The organism is Sphingomonas swuensis (genome assembly GCF_039538045.1).
Taxonomy (GTDB): Bacteria; Pseudomonadota; Alphaproteobacteria; order Sphingomonadales; family Sphingomonadaceae; genus Sphingomicrobium; species Sphingomicrobium swuense.
Window position 1 is genome coordinate 471308 of the sequence record NZ_BAABBQ010000001.1, and the last position, 16420, is coordinate 487727.

Sequence of the window (16420 nt, forward strand, 5' to 3'; positions counted from 1 at the left end):
GCGTCCCATCCTTAACACTGGACCGCCGGGCCCGGCGGGGTAGAGGAGGGGGCATGTCCACCGACCAGCACGACGCATGGAAGACCCTCGCCGCCAAGGAAGCGCGCGGGGCCGACCTCAGCCGCACCACGCCCGAGGGCATCACGCTCAAGACCGTCTACGGTCCCGAGGACACCGACGGCATCGCCCCCGGCTTCCCCGGCGTCGCGCCCTACACCCGCGGTCCCTATGCGACGATGTACGCCGGCCGGCCGTGGACCATCCGCCAATATGCGGGCTTCTCGACCGCAGAGGAATCGAACGCCTTCTACCGCCGCAACCTCGCGGCCGGTCAGAAGGGGCTTTCGGTCGCCTTCGACCTCGCCACCCATCGCGGCTACGACAGCGACCATCCGCGCGTCACCGGCGACGTCGGCAAGGCGGGCGTCGCGATCGACAGCGTCGAGGACATGAAGCTGCTGTTCGGCGGCATCCCGCTGGGCGAGATGTCGGTCTCGATGACCATGAATGGCGCGGTGCTTCCGGTGCTCGCCTTCTACATCGTCGCGGGCGAGGAGCAGGGGGTCGAGCGCGCCGCGCTGACCGGGACCATCCAGAACGACATCCTCAAGGAGTTCGCGGTCCGCAACACCTATATCTATCCGCCCGAACCCTCGATGCGGATCGTCTCGGACATCATCGCCTTCACCAGCGCCGAGATGCCCAAGTTCAACTCGATCTCCATCTCGGGCTACCACATGCACGAGGCCGGGGCGACGGCGGTCCAGGAGCTTGCCTTCACGCTGGCCGACGGAATGGAATATGTCCGTGCGGCGGTCGCCAACGGGCTCGACATCGACGCCTTCGCGCCACGCCTCAGCTTCTTCTGGGGCATCGGCATGAACCTCTTCATGGAGGTCGCCAAGATGCGCGCCGCGCGCACCCTGTGGGGCCGGATCATGACCGACCTCGGTGCCAGGACCGAGAAGTCGAAGCTGCTCCGCACCCACTGCCAGACGAGCGGCGTCAGCCTCACGGAGCAGGATCCCTACAACAACATCGTCCGCACCACGATCGAGGCGCTGGCGGCGGTGCTCGGGGGAACCCAGTCGCTCCACACCAACAGCTTCGACGAGGCGATCGCGCTCCCGACCGACTTCTCCGCCCGGATCGCCCGCAACACCCAGCTGATCCTCGCCGAGGAGAGCGGGGTCACCGCGGTCGCAGATCCGCTTGGCGGCAGCTGGTATGTCGAGGCGCTGACCCGCGAGCTTGAGGAGAAGGCCTGGGCGCTGATCGAGGAAGTGGAAGGCCTCGGCGGCATGACCAAGGCGGTGCAGTCGGGTCTCCCCAAGCGCCGGATCGAGGAAGCCGCGGCCGGACGCCAGGCCAAGGTCGACACGGGCGAGACCGTCATCGTCGGCGTCAACCGTTACCGCCTCCCCGAGGAAGCGGCGCTCGACATCCTCGAGGTCGACAATGCCAAGGTCCGGGCGGGGCAGATCGAGCGGCTGCAGCGCATCCGCGCCAGTCGCGACGAGGGCGCCGTGCAGGCCGCGCTCGATGCGCTGGAGCAGGGTGCGCGCGGCAACGCCAATCTCCTCGCGCTCAGCGTCGAGGCGGCGCGGACCCGCGCCACGCTGGGCGAGATCTCCGACGCGCTCGAACGCGCCTTCGGGCGCTACGCCACCAAGCCCGAACCTGTCAGCGGCATCTACGGCCAGCGCGCCGACGTCCGCTGGGAAGAGGCCAAGCAGGGCACGGTCGCGGTCACCAGCCGCCTCGGCCGCAAGCCCCGCATGCTGGTCGCGAAGATGGGCCAGGACGGCCACGACCGGGGCGCCAACCTCGTCAGCTCGGCCTTTGGCGACCTCGGCTTCGAGATCATTGCCGGGCCGCTGTTCCAGACCCCGCGCGAAGCCGCCGAGCTCGCGATCATCGGCGACGTCGACGTGGTCGGCGCGTCGAGCCTCGCCGCCGGGCACAAGACCCTCATTCCCGAGCTCATCGGTCATCTCAAGGACATGGGCCGCCCCGACATCAAGGTCGTGGCGGGCGGGGTCATCCCGGCGCAGGACTATGCCGGGCTCCGCGCCGCCGGAGTGCAGGCGATCTTCGGCCCGGGCACCAACCTCGCCGACGCCGCCGACGAGGTCCTCCGCCTCCTCGGCCACAACAAGCCGCCGATCGACGAGGCGGCCGAATGAGCGACGTGACGACACTTGCCGAACAGCCGGCCGATCACGACCGCGACCGCGAGTTCCTGCTCTACGATTATTCCAAGCACCTGCTGTCGCTGGCGCTTCTGGCGATCGGCGGAGTCATCACCATCTTCCAGTCGCCGCTCGGCAAGTCGCTGCCGTCGATCGCGGTTGCGGGCCTCCTCCTGGCCTTCGCCGTCAGTGGCGTGCTCGCCCTGTCGGGTAGTTCGGCGATCCTCCAGGCGCGGCAGCGCCGCCAGCCGCTTGGCAACGCCGTGTGGCTCTACATCCGCGGCTCGATGGCCTTCCTCGGCGCAGGCGTCGGAGCGTTTCTCGTGTCATGGCTTGAGCTCCTCCTGTGACCGGCAGGCGGCTGCCAGGACTGATTGCGGTCGCAGCCGGGCTTCTCGCCCTGGTGCTGCCCGCTTCGGCCGTGGCCCAGACCGCCAGCCCGATCACCATCGGCGTCAGCCGGACGGTTGCCTCGCGGGCGCTTGGCGAAAACCGCACACTCAACGTCATCCTTCCCGCCGGCTACGACAAGGCGACCGCGAAGCGTTACCCGGTAATCTACCTCATCGACGGCGGAGTGGAGCAGGACCTGCTGCATGTCGCCGGGGTGGTCCAGCTCGGCTCGATCTGGGGCCGGATGGGCGAGGCGATCCTCGTCGGAGTCGAGACGAGGGACCGTCGCCGCGAGCTGGTCGGCAAGACCAGCGACCCCGAGCTTCTGAAGAAGTATCCAACCGCCGGTGCCTCGGCCGCCTTCCGCGCCTTTCTCCGCGACGAGGTAAAACCGCTGGTCGAGCGCCACTATCGTACCTCCGGCACGGACGTGGTCATCGGGGAATCGCTCGCCGGGCTGTTCATCGTCGAGACCTTCATGGTCGAACCCGGCCTGTTCGACGGCTATGCCGCGATCGATCCCAGCCTGTGGTGGGACAAGGAAGCGCTGTCCACACGCGCAGCCAGCATCGGCTCCGCGCAGCGCGGGAAGCGACTCTACGTCGCCCTCGCCAAGGAGCAGCTCGAGACGCCCGCCGCCGCCAACCGCGTCATCGCGGCGGCGCGCGCGGCGAAGTCCGATCTCTGCGTCGCGCCCCGGCCCGACCAGACCCACGCCACCATTTACCAGCAGGTCGAAGCGCAGGCTTTGCAATTCCTCCTGCCACCCGCACAAGCAGCTCCTCCGGAGTTCGGATTCGAGGTTCAATGTTCTCCAAGATCCTGATCGCCAACCGCGGCGAAATCGCCTGCCGGGTGATCCGCACCGCCAAGCGCATGGGCATCAAGACCGTCGCGGTCTATTCGGATGCCGATGCCCGCGCCCCGCACGTGCGGATGGCCGACGAGGCCGTTCGCCTCGGTCCGGCGCCGGCAAGCGAAAGCTATCTCAAGCCCGAACTCATCATTGCCGCCTGCAAGGAGACCGGCGCCGAGGCGGTGCACCCGGGCTACGGCTTCCTGTCCGAGCGCGCCTCCTTCGTCGAGGCGCTGGTGGCCGAGAACATCGCCTTCATCGGCCCGCCGGCGAATGCCATTGCGGCGATGGGCGACAAGATCGAATCCAAGAAACTCGCCCAGGCGGCCGGGGTGAATGTCGTCCCGGGCTTCCTCGGTGACATCGCCACCACCGACGATGCGGTCCGGATCGCGGGCGAGATCGGCTATCCGGTGATGATGAAGGCCTCGGCCGGCGGCGGCGGCAAGGGCATGCGCCTCGCCTGGTCCGAACAGGACGTGCGCGACGGCTTCGAGGCGACCAAGCGCGAGGGCCTCGCCAGCTTCGGCGACGACCGGGTGTTCATCGAGAAGTTCATCGAGAGCCCGCGCCATATCGAGATCCAGCTGCTCGGCGACCAGCACGGCAACGTCCTCTACCTCGGCGAGCGCGAGTGCAGCATCCAGCGCCGCCACCAGAAAGTGGTCGAGGAAGCGCCGTCCCCCCTTCGTCACCCCCGAGATGCGCCGCGCGATGGGCGAGCAGGCGGTCGCGCTCGCCAAGGCGGTCGGCTACTTCTCCGCCGGCACGGTCGAGCTGATCGTCTCGGGCGCCGACACCAGCGGCAAGAGCTTCTACTTCCTCGAGATGAACACCCGGCTTCAGGTCGAGCATCCGGTCACCGAGGAGGTCACCGGCCTCGACCTCGTCGAGCAGATGATCCGGGTCGCGGCGGGCGAGAAGCTCGCCTTTACCCAGGACGACATCCGGCTCAACGGCTGGAGCGTCGAGACCCGCGTCTATGCCGAGGATCCCTATCGCGGGTTCCTCCCCAGCACGGGGCGCCTCGTCCGCTACCAGCCGCCCGGCGCCGCAGCCGACGCCGACGGCATCCGGACCCGGGTCGACGACGGCGTCCGCCAGGGCGGCGAAATCTCGATGTTCTACGACCCGATGATCGCCAAGCTGATCACCTGGGGTCCGACCCGCGAGGCGGCGATCGACGCGCAGGTCGAGGCGCTCGACAGCTTCGACATCCAGGGCATCGGCCACAATGTCGATTTCCTCTCCGCGCTGATGCAGCACGAGCGCTTCCGCTCGGGCGCGATCACCACCGGCTTCATTGCCGAGGAATATCCCGAGGGCTTCACCGGCGCTCCGCTCGACGAGACGCTGACCGCCGACCTGTCCGCCCTCGCGGCCTTCATCGGCACGGTGCACGAAACCCGCGCGAGCCTCGTCGACCAGCAGCTCGGGGGCCGGGTGCGGCCGGCCCGCGACCATGTCGTCCGTCTGGACGGCGGGGCCGAGCACCGCGTCTCCTTCGCGCTCGACAAGGTCACGGTCGACGGTGCCGAACCGCTTTCCTTCGACGCCGACTACGTGCCCGGCCAGCGCCTCGTCCGCGCCCGCATCGGCCGTCGCCAGCGGATCGTGCTCGTCGCCCGTGACGGCCGCAGCTGGAAGATGACCACCCGCGGTGCGACCCATCGCGCCAGGGTCATGACACCGTCGGTCGCCGAGCTTGCCCGGCACATGATCGAGAAGGTCCCGCCGGACCTCTCCAGATATCTGCTCGCGCCGATGCCGGGTCTCCTGACCCGTCTCGACGTCAAGGCCGGGGACAAGGTCGAGGCCGGACAGCCGATCGCGGTGATGGAAGCGATGAAGATGGAGAACATCCTCCGCGCCGAAAAGGCTGCGACGGTCAAGGCGACCCCGGCCGGTGCCGGCGAGAGCCTCGCGGTCGATCAGGTCATCGTCGAGTTCGAATAAGCCTCAGGCGCTCGTCCCGCCGTCGATCGTCACGCACGCGCCGTTCACTCCCCCCGCGTCGGGGTGGAGCAGCTGCATGATCGCGTGGGTTACTTCGGCGACGGTGATCAGCCGGCCGTTGCCGTTGGTCTTCGCCAGCAGCGCGCGCGCCTCCGCGACGCTCTTCCCCGTCGCTCCGGCGATCCGTTCGGCGCTGTCGTCGACCATTGGCGTGTCGACGAAGCTCGGACAGATGGCGTTGACGGTAAGGCCCGTGCGCGCGAACTCGAGCGCCAGGCTGCGCATCAGCCCGACCGCGCCATGCTTGGATGCCACGTAGGGCGCCGCCATCGCGCCACCCTTCAATCCCGCGACCGAGGCGACGATCACCAGCCGCTTGCCCGGTGCCTGGAGGTCCGGAAGCGCCAGCTGGGCGCCGTCAAACAGTGCGGTGAGGTTGGTCGCGATGATCGCGTTCCACGTCTCGCGGCGCGTGCGCAGGAAGGGCCGGCTGTCCCCGATCCCGGCATTGAGGATCACGTGGTCGAACGGGCCGGATGCCTCGCGCGCGGCGGCGAAGGCAGCGGCCTGCGCCTCGGGATCGGTGACGTCGCACGGGAAAGCGCGTCCGCCCGTCTCGCGCGCCACTTCCTCGATGAGGTCGCTTCGCCGTCCCAGTAGCGAGACCTTCGCCCCCGCTGCGGCGAGGGCGCGGGCGGCACCGGCACCGATGCCCGTGCCGCCGCCGGTGATAAGTGCATGCTTGCCAGTCGCGAAGGTCATGGGACGAGCCTAGCGGGACGGCAGGCAAAGGAAAGGGCGGCCCGGTCTCCCGAGCCGCCCCTGACTTGTTCGAACGCGATCAGCGGGTGCCGATCGGATCCGCGTTGCCGTCCGGGTCACCCTGGACGGTGCCGCTCACCTTGGGCGCGCCCGCCAGCAGGATGCCCGCGAGGTGCGGAGTGGCCATGCTGGTGCCGCTGATGGTGTTGTAGCCACCGTTCAGCCAGGTCGACTTGATGGCCGAGCCCGGCTCGGCGAAGTCGACCGGCGGATTGCCGTAGTTCGAGTAGCTCGCCCACTTGTCGCCGACGCCGAACGCAGAGACGGTGTAGATGTTCGGACCGTTGGCGCGGGCCGGCGAGTGGTTGTTGGCATTGTCGGTCTCGTTGCCGGCGGCGAGCGCGAACTTGACGCCGCCGGCCGAGGCATTGATCACCGCCGTGTCGAGGGCGGCCGAGACTCCGCCGCCAAGGCTCATGTTGGCGACGTCGCCGACCCGGCCATTGGCCGCGACATAATCGACGCCCGCGATGACGCCCGAGTTCGAACCCGAACCGCGACGATCGAGCACCCGCACCGCGACCACTCGGGCACCCGGGGCGACGCCAATCACGCCGATGCTGTTGTTGAGCGCCGCGATGGTGCCGGCAACGTGCGTACCATGGCCGTTCTGGTCGACCGGCGAGGTGTCACGAGAGAGGAAGCTGCGGCTGCGCGCGGTGTCGACCGAGAGGTCGGGATGGGTGAAGTCGATGCCGGTGTCGATGACCCAGGCGGTACCGAAGGTGCCGGCCGCGCCGCCCGAGACGCGGGCGATGCCCCACGGGGTTTCCTGCGCGGGCTGGGCACCACCGCCGCCGCTCGGCGGGGCGTCGGCGCGGATCGGACCGGTGGTGACGACCTGATCCTGCTCGCAATATTCGATGTTGGGATTGTTGGCCTGCATCCGCTCGACCGCCTGTGCCGGAAGATCGGCGGCGAAGCCGCGGAGCGCGACACTGTAGACATGCTTGACGCGCGCACCAACCGACTGGGCGGCGCGATTGGCTTCGGCCTGCGCCTGCCCGCGGTTCACTTCGCGCGCCTTGAACACGCAGATGTAGCTGCCTTCGATCTTGTCGCCCGGACGCTCGGCGGCGGCCGGTCCGGCAATGGCGACGCTCGCCATGATTGCTGCGGAGGCCAGCAGAACAGTCTTCATGGATGCCCTTCCCCTTCTTCGATGATCAGCAAATCTGTCGCTGACCTGAACGATCAAGCTATCCATGATTTGACGTCTGTAAAGAAGAAAAATCTAGTTAATACAGTGAGTTAACTAGCATTTTCAGGAATGAGTCCGTCCATTCGTGCCGGTGATCCGGCTACGGAGCAAACCGTCTGAGGCGAGCGATTTCAGCCGCTTACCGGACGGCACCTCCAGTCAGACCCGGCACGGCTGGCGAGGGAGCAGGCTGGAGCGGCGGCTCGTTGCGGCGATGGCGAACGATCCGCGGCGTGATGACGATGTAGAGCTCGGTCTTGGCGCGGGTCGAGCGCTCGTTGCGGAAGACCGACCCGACCAGCGGGATGTCGCCGAGGATCGGCAGGCGGCCCTTGGTCTTGAGGTTGTTCTCCTGGGTCAGCCCGCCGATGACGAAGGTCTCGCCGTCGCGCACGCTGGCGCTGGTCTCGGCCTCGCGCTGGCTGATCGTCGGATAGCCCTGGCTGTAGCCGGTGACCGACGACACCACGCCGTAGATCTGGCTGGTGACGAAGCCGTCGCTCGACACCCGCGGCGCGATCTGCAGCGTCACCCCGACGTTGACATACTGCACCTGCTGACTGACCCCGTTGACGCCCGAGAGGGTGATCGAGGTCAGGATCGGGAGCGCGTCGCCGGTGATGATCTTGGCGGTTGAGCCAGACTGGGCGGCGATCCGCGGACGCGACACGATCCGGCCTTCGCCGCGCTGCACCTGCGCGTAGATGGCGGCTTGGACGATGCCCGACTTGAAGGCGGTCAGCGGATCGTTGCCGAACGGCGTGTTGCTGCCGAGCGTGATCGAGCCCGAGGCGATCTGCCCGTCCCGGTTGGCGAGGTCGATCCCGAGGTTGCGGACGCCCTGCTCGGTCAGCTCGACGAACTGCGTTTCGAGGATGACCGAGTCGACCGGGATGTCGATGGCGGCGATCTGTGCCTTGACCCGCGCGATGCGGTCGGGCGTGCCGGTAATCCAGATCGCGTTGAGCCGCCGATCGATCGCCAGCCCGCGGCCCGGAAAGGCCTGCCCGAGCGGCTGCTGGTTCTGCGGCTGCTGGTTCTGGTTCTGGTTTACATATTGCTGCGACGAGGCGGTCGCGATCGATCCGAAGCCCGGTTCGCGCCGAATGAAGACGTTGTTGGGCTGGATGGTCTCGCCTTCGACCAGCAAGCCGATGACCTCGCTCACGTCGGCATATTTGAGTGGGACCAGCTCGTAGCTGTCACCATCGATGCCCGGCTCGACATAGGCCGGAAGCTCGCTTGCCGGCGCCACTGACTCGGTACCCGAGCCGATCGGACGCGCTCCGATCGCCTCGTCACCAGACAGGCGCTGAACCACTACCTGAAGCGTGCGATCGCCGGCGGGCTGGACGCTGACCCGCGCAGGGGCTGCGGTGTCGAACCGCCACAGAAGCCCGCTGTCGCTCGTCTCGAACACCGCCGAACGCACGATGCCGCGATAATTGTCGCGCTGCGGTACACGCGGTGCGCGAAGGGTCGCCCGCATCAAGAGCTCGGGACGGGTCGGATTGTTGTTGAGCGCCGCCGTCTGCGGCTCGGCGGGCGAGAAGCGGATGAGGAAGGACGCCTGATTCTCGTCGACGGTGACCGTCTTCACTTCCTCGACGACCGAGGGGACCTGCGCCACGGCCGGCAGGCCGAGCGGCAGGAACAGCAAAGATAAGGCCAGGCGCGCCGGAGCGCGTCGCAACGTCAACAGTGTCTTGCCTCCCCGCCCCGGGCTCCCCAGCCCCGGAAAATGATGCAAGCGCGGTACCTTACGGGTGAACGTCGCCCGTGCAAGCCAAAAGGTCGCTTGATTGAAACTGTTGGTCGCGGCCGATCCCGGCTTTGCCAAGCCTGCGCGGCTATGCCACGGAAGCCGCCAATCGCATCGGAGCCCCACCCGCATGAAGACCCGCGCCGCCGTCGCATTCGCCCCCAAGCAGCCACTCGAGATCGTCGAACTCGACCTTGAAGGGCCAAAGGCCGGCGAAGTGCTGGTCGAGATCATGGCGACCGGCATCTGCCACACCGATGCCTACACGCTCGACGGGCTCGATAGCGAAGGCATCTTCCCCTCGGTCCTCGGCCACGAGGGAGCCGGGATCGTCCGCGAGGTCGGGGCAGGGGTCACGTCGGTCAAGCCGGGTGACCACGTCATCCCCTTGTACACCCCCGAATGCCGCCAGTGTAAGTCGTGCCTCAGCGGCAAGACCAACCTCTGCACCGCGATCCGCGCGACGCAGGGCAAGGGGCTGATGCCCGACGGGACAAGCCGCTTCAGCTACAAGGGCCAGACCATCTTCCACTACATGGGCTGCTCCACCTTCTCGAACTTCACCGTGCTCCCGGAAATCGCCGTGGCGAAGATTCGTGAGGACGCACCCTTCAAGACCAGCTGCTACATCGGCTGCGGAGTCACCACCGGGGTCGGCGCGGTGGTCAACACCGCCAAGGTGCAGGTCGGCGACAATGTCGTGGTGTTCGGCCTCGGCGGGATCGGCCTCAACGTCGTCCAGGGCGCGCGCCTCGCCGGTGCCAACAAGATCATCGGCGTCGATCTCAACCCCGACCGCGAAGCGTGGGGCCGCCAGTTCGGCATGACCGACTTCCTCAATACGAAGGGCATGAGCCGCGACGAGACCGTCGCCAGGATCGTCGAAATGACCGATGGCGGGGCCGACTACAGCTTCGACTGCACCGGTAACACCGAGGTCATGCGCACCGCGCTCGAATGCTGCCACCGCGGCTGGGGCACCTCGATCGTCATCGGCGTTGCCGAGGCCGGCAAGGAGATCGCGACGCGTCCGTTCCAGCTCGTCACCGGCCGCAACTGGCGCGGAACCGCGTTCGGCGGAGCCAAGGGCCGGACCGACGTTCCCAAGATCGTCGACTGGTACATGGACGGCAAGATCGCCATCGATCCGATGATCACCCATGTCCTCGGCCTCGAGGAGATCAACAAGGGGTTCGACCTGATGCACGCGGGTGAAAGCATCCGCGCGGTCGTGGTCTACTGACGGGAGGAACAGCCATGTATTCGCACATGATGGTGGGATCGAACGATCTCGAGCGCTCCAAGGGCTTCTACGACGCCCTGTTCGAAAAGTCGGGCCACCAGGACGACAAGGGACGCCTGACCTACGGTCGCCGGGGCGCGGTCTTCATGGTCACCAGTCCGATCGACGGCCAGCCCGCCAACCATGGCAACGGCTGCACCATCGGCTTCTCGTTCGACAGCCCCGAGGAGGTCGACGCCTGGCACCAGCGCGGCGTTGCCGCCGGCGGGACGGCGATCGAGGATCCGCCTGGAATCCGCTCCAACGCCTTCGGCCAGCTCTACCTTGCCTACCTGCGTGATCCCGACGGCAACAAGCTGTGCGGGCTCTACCGGCCGGCCAAGTAGGCCGGGCATGAAGGTCGTCTCCGAAGTCCGCAGTCACGGCGGCCGGCAGCTCGTGCTCACCCACGACAGCGCCGCGACCGCGACCGGGATGACCTTCTCGCTGTTCCTGCCTCCGCAGGCGGAGCAGGGGAGGGTGCCGCTGGTCACCTATCTCTCGGGGCTGACCTGCACCCACGCCAACGTCACCGCCAAGGGCGAGTATCGCGCAGCCTGCGCCGCGCATGGCCTCGCCTTCCTCGCGCCCGATACCTCGCCCCGCGGCGAGGGCGTGGCCGACGAGGAAGGCTGGGACATCGGGCTCGGCGCCGGCTTCTATGTCGACGCGACCGAGGCGCCCTGGTCGTCCCACTATCGCATGTGGAGCTATGTCACCGAGGAGCTGCCGGCGCTGGTCGCAACCGAGTTTGCCGAACTCGACATGGACCGGCAGGCGATCACGGGTCACAGCATGGGCGGGCATGGCGCGCTGACCGTCGCGCTTCGCCACCCCGGCCGCTTCCGCAGCTGCAGCGCCTTCGCACCGATCGTCGCCCCAACCCGGGTGCCGTGGGGACAGAAGGCGTTCGACCGTTACTTCGGCGGCGATCCGGACTTGTCGCGACGGCACGATGCCGTGGCGCTGATCGGGGACGGCGCCCGGGTCGACCACCTATTGGTCGACGTCGGCGGCAGCGACCCCTTCCTCGACAAGGAACTCAGGCCCGAGTTGCTGGTCGAGGCCTGCGAGCAAAGCGGCATTCCGGCCACGGTCCGGGTGCAAAAAGGCTACGATCACAGCTACTTCTTCGTCAGCAGCTTCCTTGGCGAGCATCTCGCCTGGCACGCCGCGCACCTCGGTTGATAGGATAGTCCGAAACGGTTGGACCGGTAGCAATATCGGACTTAGATTGTGGCTTTCCCGCCACGTCATTTCACCCTAGACACAAAGGCGAAACCGCCGACGAGGGGCTCTCGTTGTTGGCGTGCCGAATTAACCGGGGGCGGGCAGCGTTGTCGCACGTCCCCACAAAGGGGAGTATCTCGTGACAACACGTATGACCAAGCTTGCGCTGCTGAGCACTGCGTCCGCCGCTGCCGCAGCTTTTGCACTGCCCGGCTCGGCCGCGGCCCAGGCAACCACCTGCTCGCAGACCGGAACCACCATCACCTGCGTTGATGGGGCGACCACCGTCCTGACCGCGGGCACCGACGCGACCACGACGACCGTCGCGGGCCCGGGCCTCGTCACGGTCAACGCGACCACGCCGTCGACCATCAGCTACACGGCGACGGGTCCGATCTCGACCACCGCCGCTCCTGCCGTCGACCTGACCTCGACCGGCGGCGCGCTGACCTTCACCCCGGCCGGGACCACTGCTCCGGTCAACCTCGTCACCACCGGCGCCGCCGCCGACGGCCTGCGTCTCAACACGCTCGGCCAGGCCGCGACCGTCACGGTCGGCACGATCTCGACCAATGGCGCCGGCTCCTACGGCGTCCGTTCGACCGGCGGCAGCGACCTCACGCTTCGCACCGGCAACATCACCGTCGCGGGGACTGCCAGCCGCGGCATTGATGCCAGCCTGCAGACCGGCAACGTCAACATCACGACCGGCAACGTCTCGGCCACCGACCGCGCGATCAGCACCCGCACCTCGGGTGCCGGCAGCAGCGTCACCGTCGTCAGCGGCAACCTGTCGGGCACGACCGGCATCCTCGCCTCGGCCGACGCCGGCGGGTCGGTCAACGTGACCACCGGAAACGTCGTGTCGACCAACGGCTTCGGCATCGCGGCGCAGAGCCTCGGGGTCGTCGGCACCGGCAACATCGTGATCCGCTCGGGCACCGTCACCACGACCAACGGCAACGCGATCTTCGCGACCAACCAGACTCCGACAGGCTCGATCGACATCGGCGGCTGCCCGACCGTCACCAACGCCTCGGCCAGCAGCGCGGCGATCTTCGCCAACACCAACGGCACCGGGTCGGTCACGATCAACTGCGGCGCGGTCACCTCGACCGGCAACAACGCCGTCTTCGCGCAGAGCAACGGCGGCAACGTCGTGGTCAATCTGACCTCGGCCAGCAACACCGCCTTCTCGGCCGTCTATGCCCGCACGAACGGCACCGGCACCATCACCACCAATGCCGGTGCGGTCACCAGCAGCGGCTTCGCCGGGATCGACCTGGGCGCCGGTACCGGCCTTATCGACGCCGGCTTCACCAGCATCACCACGACCCGTCAGGACATGACCGGTCTGCTGATCAATTCGACCGGTCCGGTCAATCTGCGGGGTGGCTCGATCAGCCTGCAGGCGGTCAACAACACCGGCGCCACGATCAACAGCTCGGGTCTGACCGGCACGCTCGGCAACATCACCGGCACCAACGCCAACTCGCGCGGCCTGGTGTTCAACACCGCCGGCACCGGCGGCGCGGTGAACCTCGCCGTCGGCAACGTCGCGACCACCGCGTCCGCGATCGCGATCTTCAACGGCGCCAATGCGATCACTCTCGCCGCCGGCAACGTGTCGACGACCGAGGCGGCGGCACCGGGTATCTCGCTCTTCAGCACGGGCCCGATCACGCTCACCTCGGGCACGGTTTCGACCGCGGGCGCTGGCAGCGATGCGGTCAGCATCAATGGCCAGTCGGGAGCGGTCAACGTCACCACCGGAGCGCTGACCACGACCGGCAATGACTCCGACGGCCTCGTCATCAGCAACCTCGTCGCCACCACCGCCACCACCGGTGCGGTGACGACCTCGGGCAACGATTCGGCGGGCATCTTCGTGCTCGGCGGGCCGGGCGCGGTTTCGCTGACCTACGGCAACCTCACCACCAGCGGCACCGGCCAGTCGAACGCGCTGCTCGTCAACAATGCGGGCAACGTGACGCTCAACGGCGCGGGCTCGACGGTTCGCACCAACGGCGCGGGGGTCACCGCGGCCCTCGTCAACGGCGCGAGCATCAGCGGCAACCTCGGCAACGTCACCACCACGGGTGCGGGCTCGGCCGGCGCTGTGATCAACTCGGTCAATCCGGGCGTCGTCAACCTGACGGTCGGCGCGGTCAGCACCACCGGCAACGGCGTCACCGTCAATGCCGGCGCCAACCCCGTCACCCTCACCACCGGCGCGGTCACCGCGACCGAGGCGGGCGCGACCGGGACGGTCATCAACTCGACCGGCGCGATCAGCTTCACCGGCGGTCGCCAGACCAGCAACGGCGCCGACGCGCTGCAGATCAACGGCGGCACCGGCGCGATCATCGCGACCGTGGCCGGCGCGACCACCACGGGTGCGGGCGCCGACGGCGTGCAGATCGTGGCGGCGGGCGTTCCGGTGACCTTCAGCAACAGCAGCACCATCACTACCACCGGTGCAGGCTCGCGCGGCGTCGCCATCTCGGGTGCCACCACCGCCAACGTCACCTGCGGCAGCATCAGCACCACCGGTGCCGGCGCCACCGCCTGTGACGTCTCCTCGGCGGGCAACACCACCGTCACCGGCGGCACCATCACCACCACCGGTGCGGGCGCCGACGGCATCAACGTCGTCAACACCGCCGGCACCACCAGCATGACCGGCGGAACCACCACCGTCTCGGGCGCCGACTCGATCGGCATCGACGTCGCCACCAGCGGCACCGGTGCGGTCACGGTCAACACCGGCGTGGTCACCTCGACGTCGGCCAACGCCGCCGCCGTTCCGAGCTTCGCCGCCGCCCGCGTCGTCGCTTCGGGCGCGGCGCCGGTCACCGTCACGGCCACCGGCAACGTCTCGGCGACCGCCGGCTCGGGCATCTGGGCCCAGACCGCGGGTGCGGCGACCGTCGTCGTCAACTCGGGCGTCACCGTCCAGGGTCCGACCGCGGTCACCCTTGGCGGCACCACCGGCAACACGCTGACCGTCAACGGCACGATCCGCAGCACCACCACCGGTGCTCCGGCCTATGTCCTTGCCGGTGCGGGTCCGCTCACGCTGACCCTCGGCGCGACCGGTTCGATCGTCGGTCCGCTGACCTTCACCGCCGGCAACGACACCTTCAACAACGCCGCCAACTACACCCAGTCGGGAACGATCGACTTCCTCGCCGGGAACGACACCTTCAACAACACGGGCACCTTCACCCATGCTGGCGTCGTCCAGTTCGGTGCGGGCAACGACACGCTGAACAACAGCGGCACGCTCAACCTCAGCTCGGCTGCGGCGTTCGACTTCGGTGCCGACACCGACGTCTTCAACAACACCGGCACGCTGCGGCTGGTGAACGGCGCGCAGACGCTCGCCGGGCTCGAGACGTTCAACAACAACGGCGGCCTGATCGACCTGCGTGACGGTGCCGGCAACGACACGCTCACCCTTCCGGGCAACTATGCCGCGACGGGCACCGCCCGCCTCGGCATCGACGTCGTCGGCACCACCGGTGTCAACGTCGCCGACCGCCTGGTGATCGGCGGGGCCACGACCGGCACCACCCAGGTGCTGGCGAGCTTCCTCAACCCGGTCATCGATCCGACCGGCGCGCTGATCGTCGATTCGACCCTCAACAACATCGGCAGCACCAACTTCGTGCTGAGCGGCGGCAACAGCCAGGGCCTGATCAACTACAGCCTCGAGACCCGTGGCGGCGACGTCTTCCTGGTCTCGCGTCCGGACGAAGCGCTGTTCGACCAGCTCTTCGTCGGTCGCATCGGCAAGGACATGTGGCACCAGTCGGCCGAGGCCTATCAGGCCTACGCGATGAGCCGCCGCCTCGACTATGGCAACGAGCGCAAGGGCCCGGTCGGCCTGTGGGCTCAGCTGTACGGATCGAAGGACCGCGTGGGTGACAGCGATCGCTCGGTGACCCTGTTCAACACCACCCTCAACAGCTCCAACCGGTTCGAGACGAGCCGGCGCGGCGCTCAGGTCGGTGTGGACTTCGGCGTGCAGAACTTCGTGGTCGGCGTCACCGCCGGTTACGAGCATGCGGAGGGCGATACCGACTTCGGCACCGACATCGATGCCGAGGGCTACAACTACGGTGCCTACGCCCAGTTCGGCGCCAAGCAGGGCCTCTATGCCGGCGTGCTCCTGAAGCGCGACGACTATGACATGCGCCTCGTCAACAACTCGATCGGCTCGGCCGTGGTCGAGCCCGACGGACGCAGCACCGGCATCGACGGTGAAGTCGGCTTCCGCTTCGGCACTCCGGGCTCGGTCAACTTCGACCTTGGTGCTGGCCTCAGCTACGTTCGCAGCAAGATCGAAGACTACAGCTTCGGCAACATCGCGTTCGACAACGACCGGTTCACCAGCAAGCGCGGGCGCATCCAGGCCCGGGCGAGCTTCGCCGGCAAGCTGGCGCCGTTCATCGACGGCAAGGTCTATCGTGAGTTCGGAAGCGCCTACGACCTGACCGTCCGCTCGGGTAACCTCAGCTCGTCGATCGACGACGCCAAGCGCGGGACCTGGGCCCGTGTCGAGGCCGGCATCGGCGGCGGCACCGGCGGCGGTCCGCTGCTCAGCGGCTGGGCCGACTTCGGCGACGTCCGTGGCTACGGCGTCCGCGGCGGCTTCCGCTTCTAAGCGGCAGCCACTGTCGAAACAGGGGAGGGCGTCCGGGGCAACCCGGGCGCCCTTTTC

General features: G+C 68.0%; 10 protein-coding genes and 1 pseudogene. 8 read left to right on the top strand and 3 right to left on the bottom strand.

Annotated elements, in window-relative coordinates:
• Positions 1-53: 53 nt before the first annotated feature.
• From scpA to ABD727_RS02440, 4 genes and pseudogenes are all read left to right on the top strand, one after another.
• Positions 54-2186 (top strand): methylmalonyl-CoA mutase, encoded by a 2133-nt coding sequence (gene scpA, locus ABD727_RS02425; protein WP_344705796.1) that lies wholly within the window; start codon positions 54-56, stop codon positions 2184-2186.
• Complete coding sequence (locus ABD727_RS02430; protein ID WP_344705797.1) at positions 2183-2542, top strand: hypothetical protein; 360 nt, start codon at positions 2183-2185, stop codon at positions 2540-2542. The genes scpA and ABD727_RS02430 overlap by 4 nt, the downstream gene beginning before the upstream one ends.
• Complete coding sequence (locus ABD727_RS02435; protein WP_344705798.1) at positions 2539-3411, top strand: alpha/beta hydrolase; 873 nt, start codon at positions 2539-2541, stop codon at positions 3409-3411. The genes ABD727_RS02430 and ABD727_RS02435 overlap by 4 nt, the downstream gene beginning before the upstream one ends.
• A pseudogene (locus tag ABD727_RS02440) lies at positions 3393-5397 on the top strand (ATP-binding protein). Before ABD727_RS02435 ends, ABD727_RS02440 begins: the two are co-directional and overlap by 19 nt.
• 3 nt (positions 5398-5400) lie before the next feature.
• Here ABD727_RS02440 and ABD727_RS02445 read toward each other — a convergent pair.
• From ABD727_RS02445 to ABD727_RS02455, 3 genes are all read right to left on the bottom strand, one after another.
• A complete protein-coding gene (locus ABD727_RS02445; protein WP_344705799.1) occupies positions 5401-6159 on the bottom strand; it encodes an SDR family NAD(P)-dependent oxidoreductase in 759 nt (252 codons plus the stop codon).
• 79 nt (positions 6160-6238) lie between these two features.
• Positions 6239-7360 (bottom strand): S8 family serine peptidase, encoded by a 1122-nt coding sequence (locus ABD727_RS02450; RefSeq protein ID WP_344705800.1) that lies wholly within the window; start codon positions 7358-7360, stop codon positions 6239-6241.
• Between the two features lie 199 nt (positions 7361-7559).
• Entirely contained in the window at positions 7560-9119 is a 1560-nt protein-coding gene (locus tag ABD727_RS02455; RefSeq protein WP_344705801.1) for a type II secretion system protein GspD, read from the bottom strand.
• Between the two features lie 193 nt (positions 9120-9312).
• On the opposite strand from ABD727_RS02455, the gene ABD727_RS02460 reads away from it, so the two are divergent.
• The 4 genes from ABD727_RS02460 to ABD727_RS02475 all read left to right on the top strand — a co-directional run bounded on the left by ABD727_RS02460 (position 9313) and on the right by ABD727_RS02475 (position 16363).
• Positions 9313-10425 (top strand): S-(hydroxymethyl)glutathione dehydrogenase/class III alcohol dehydrogenase, encoded by a 1113-nt coding sequence (locus tag ABD727_RS02460; RefSeq protein WP_344705802.1) that lies wholly within the window; start codon positions 9313-9315, stop codon positions 10423-10425.
• A 14-nt stretch (positions 10426-10439) separates the two neighbouring features.
• Positions 10440-10811, top strand: coding sequence for a VOC family protein (locus ABD727_RS02465; protein WP_344705803.1), 372 nt, complete (start codon positions 10440-10442; stop codon positions 10809-10811).
• Positions 10812-10818: 7 nt separating this feature from the next.
• Complete coding sequence (gene fghA, locus ABD727_RS02470) at positions 10819-11652, top strand: S-formylglutathione hydrolase (RefSeq protein ID WP_344705804.1); 834 nt, start codon at positions 10819-10821, stop codon at positions 11650-11652.
• A gap of 181 nt (positions 11653-11833) precedes the next feature.
• Positions 11834-16363: a beta strand repeat-containing protein gene (locus ABD727_RS02475; protein WP_344705805.1), complete on the top strand. Its 4530-nt coding sequence runs from the start codon at positions 11834-11836 to the stop codon at positions 16361-16363.
• Positions 16364-16420: the final 57 nt, after the last annotated feature.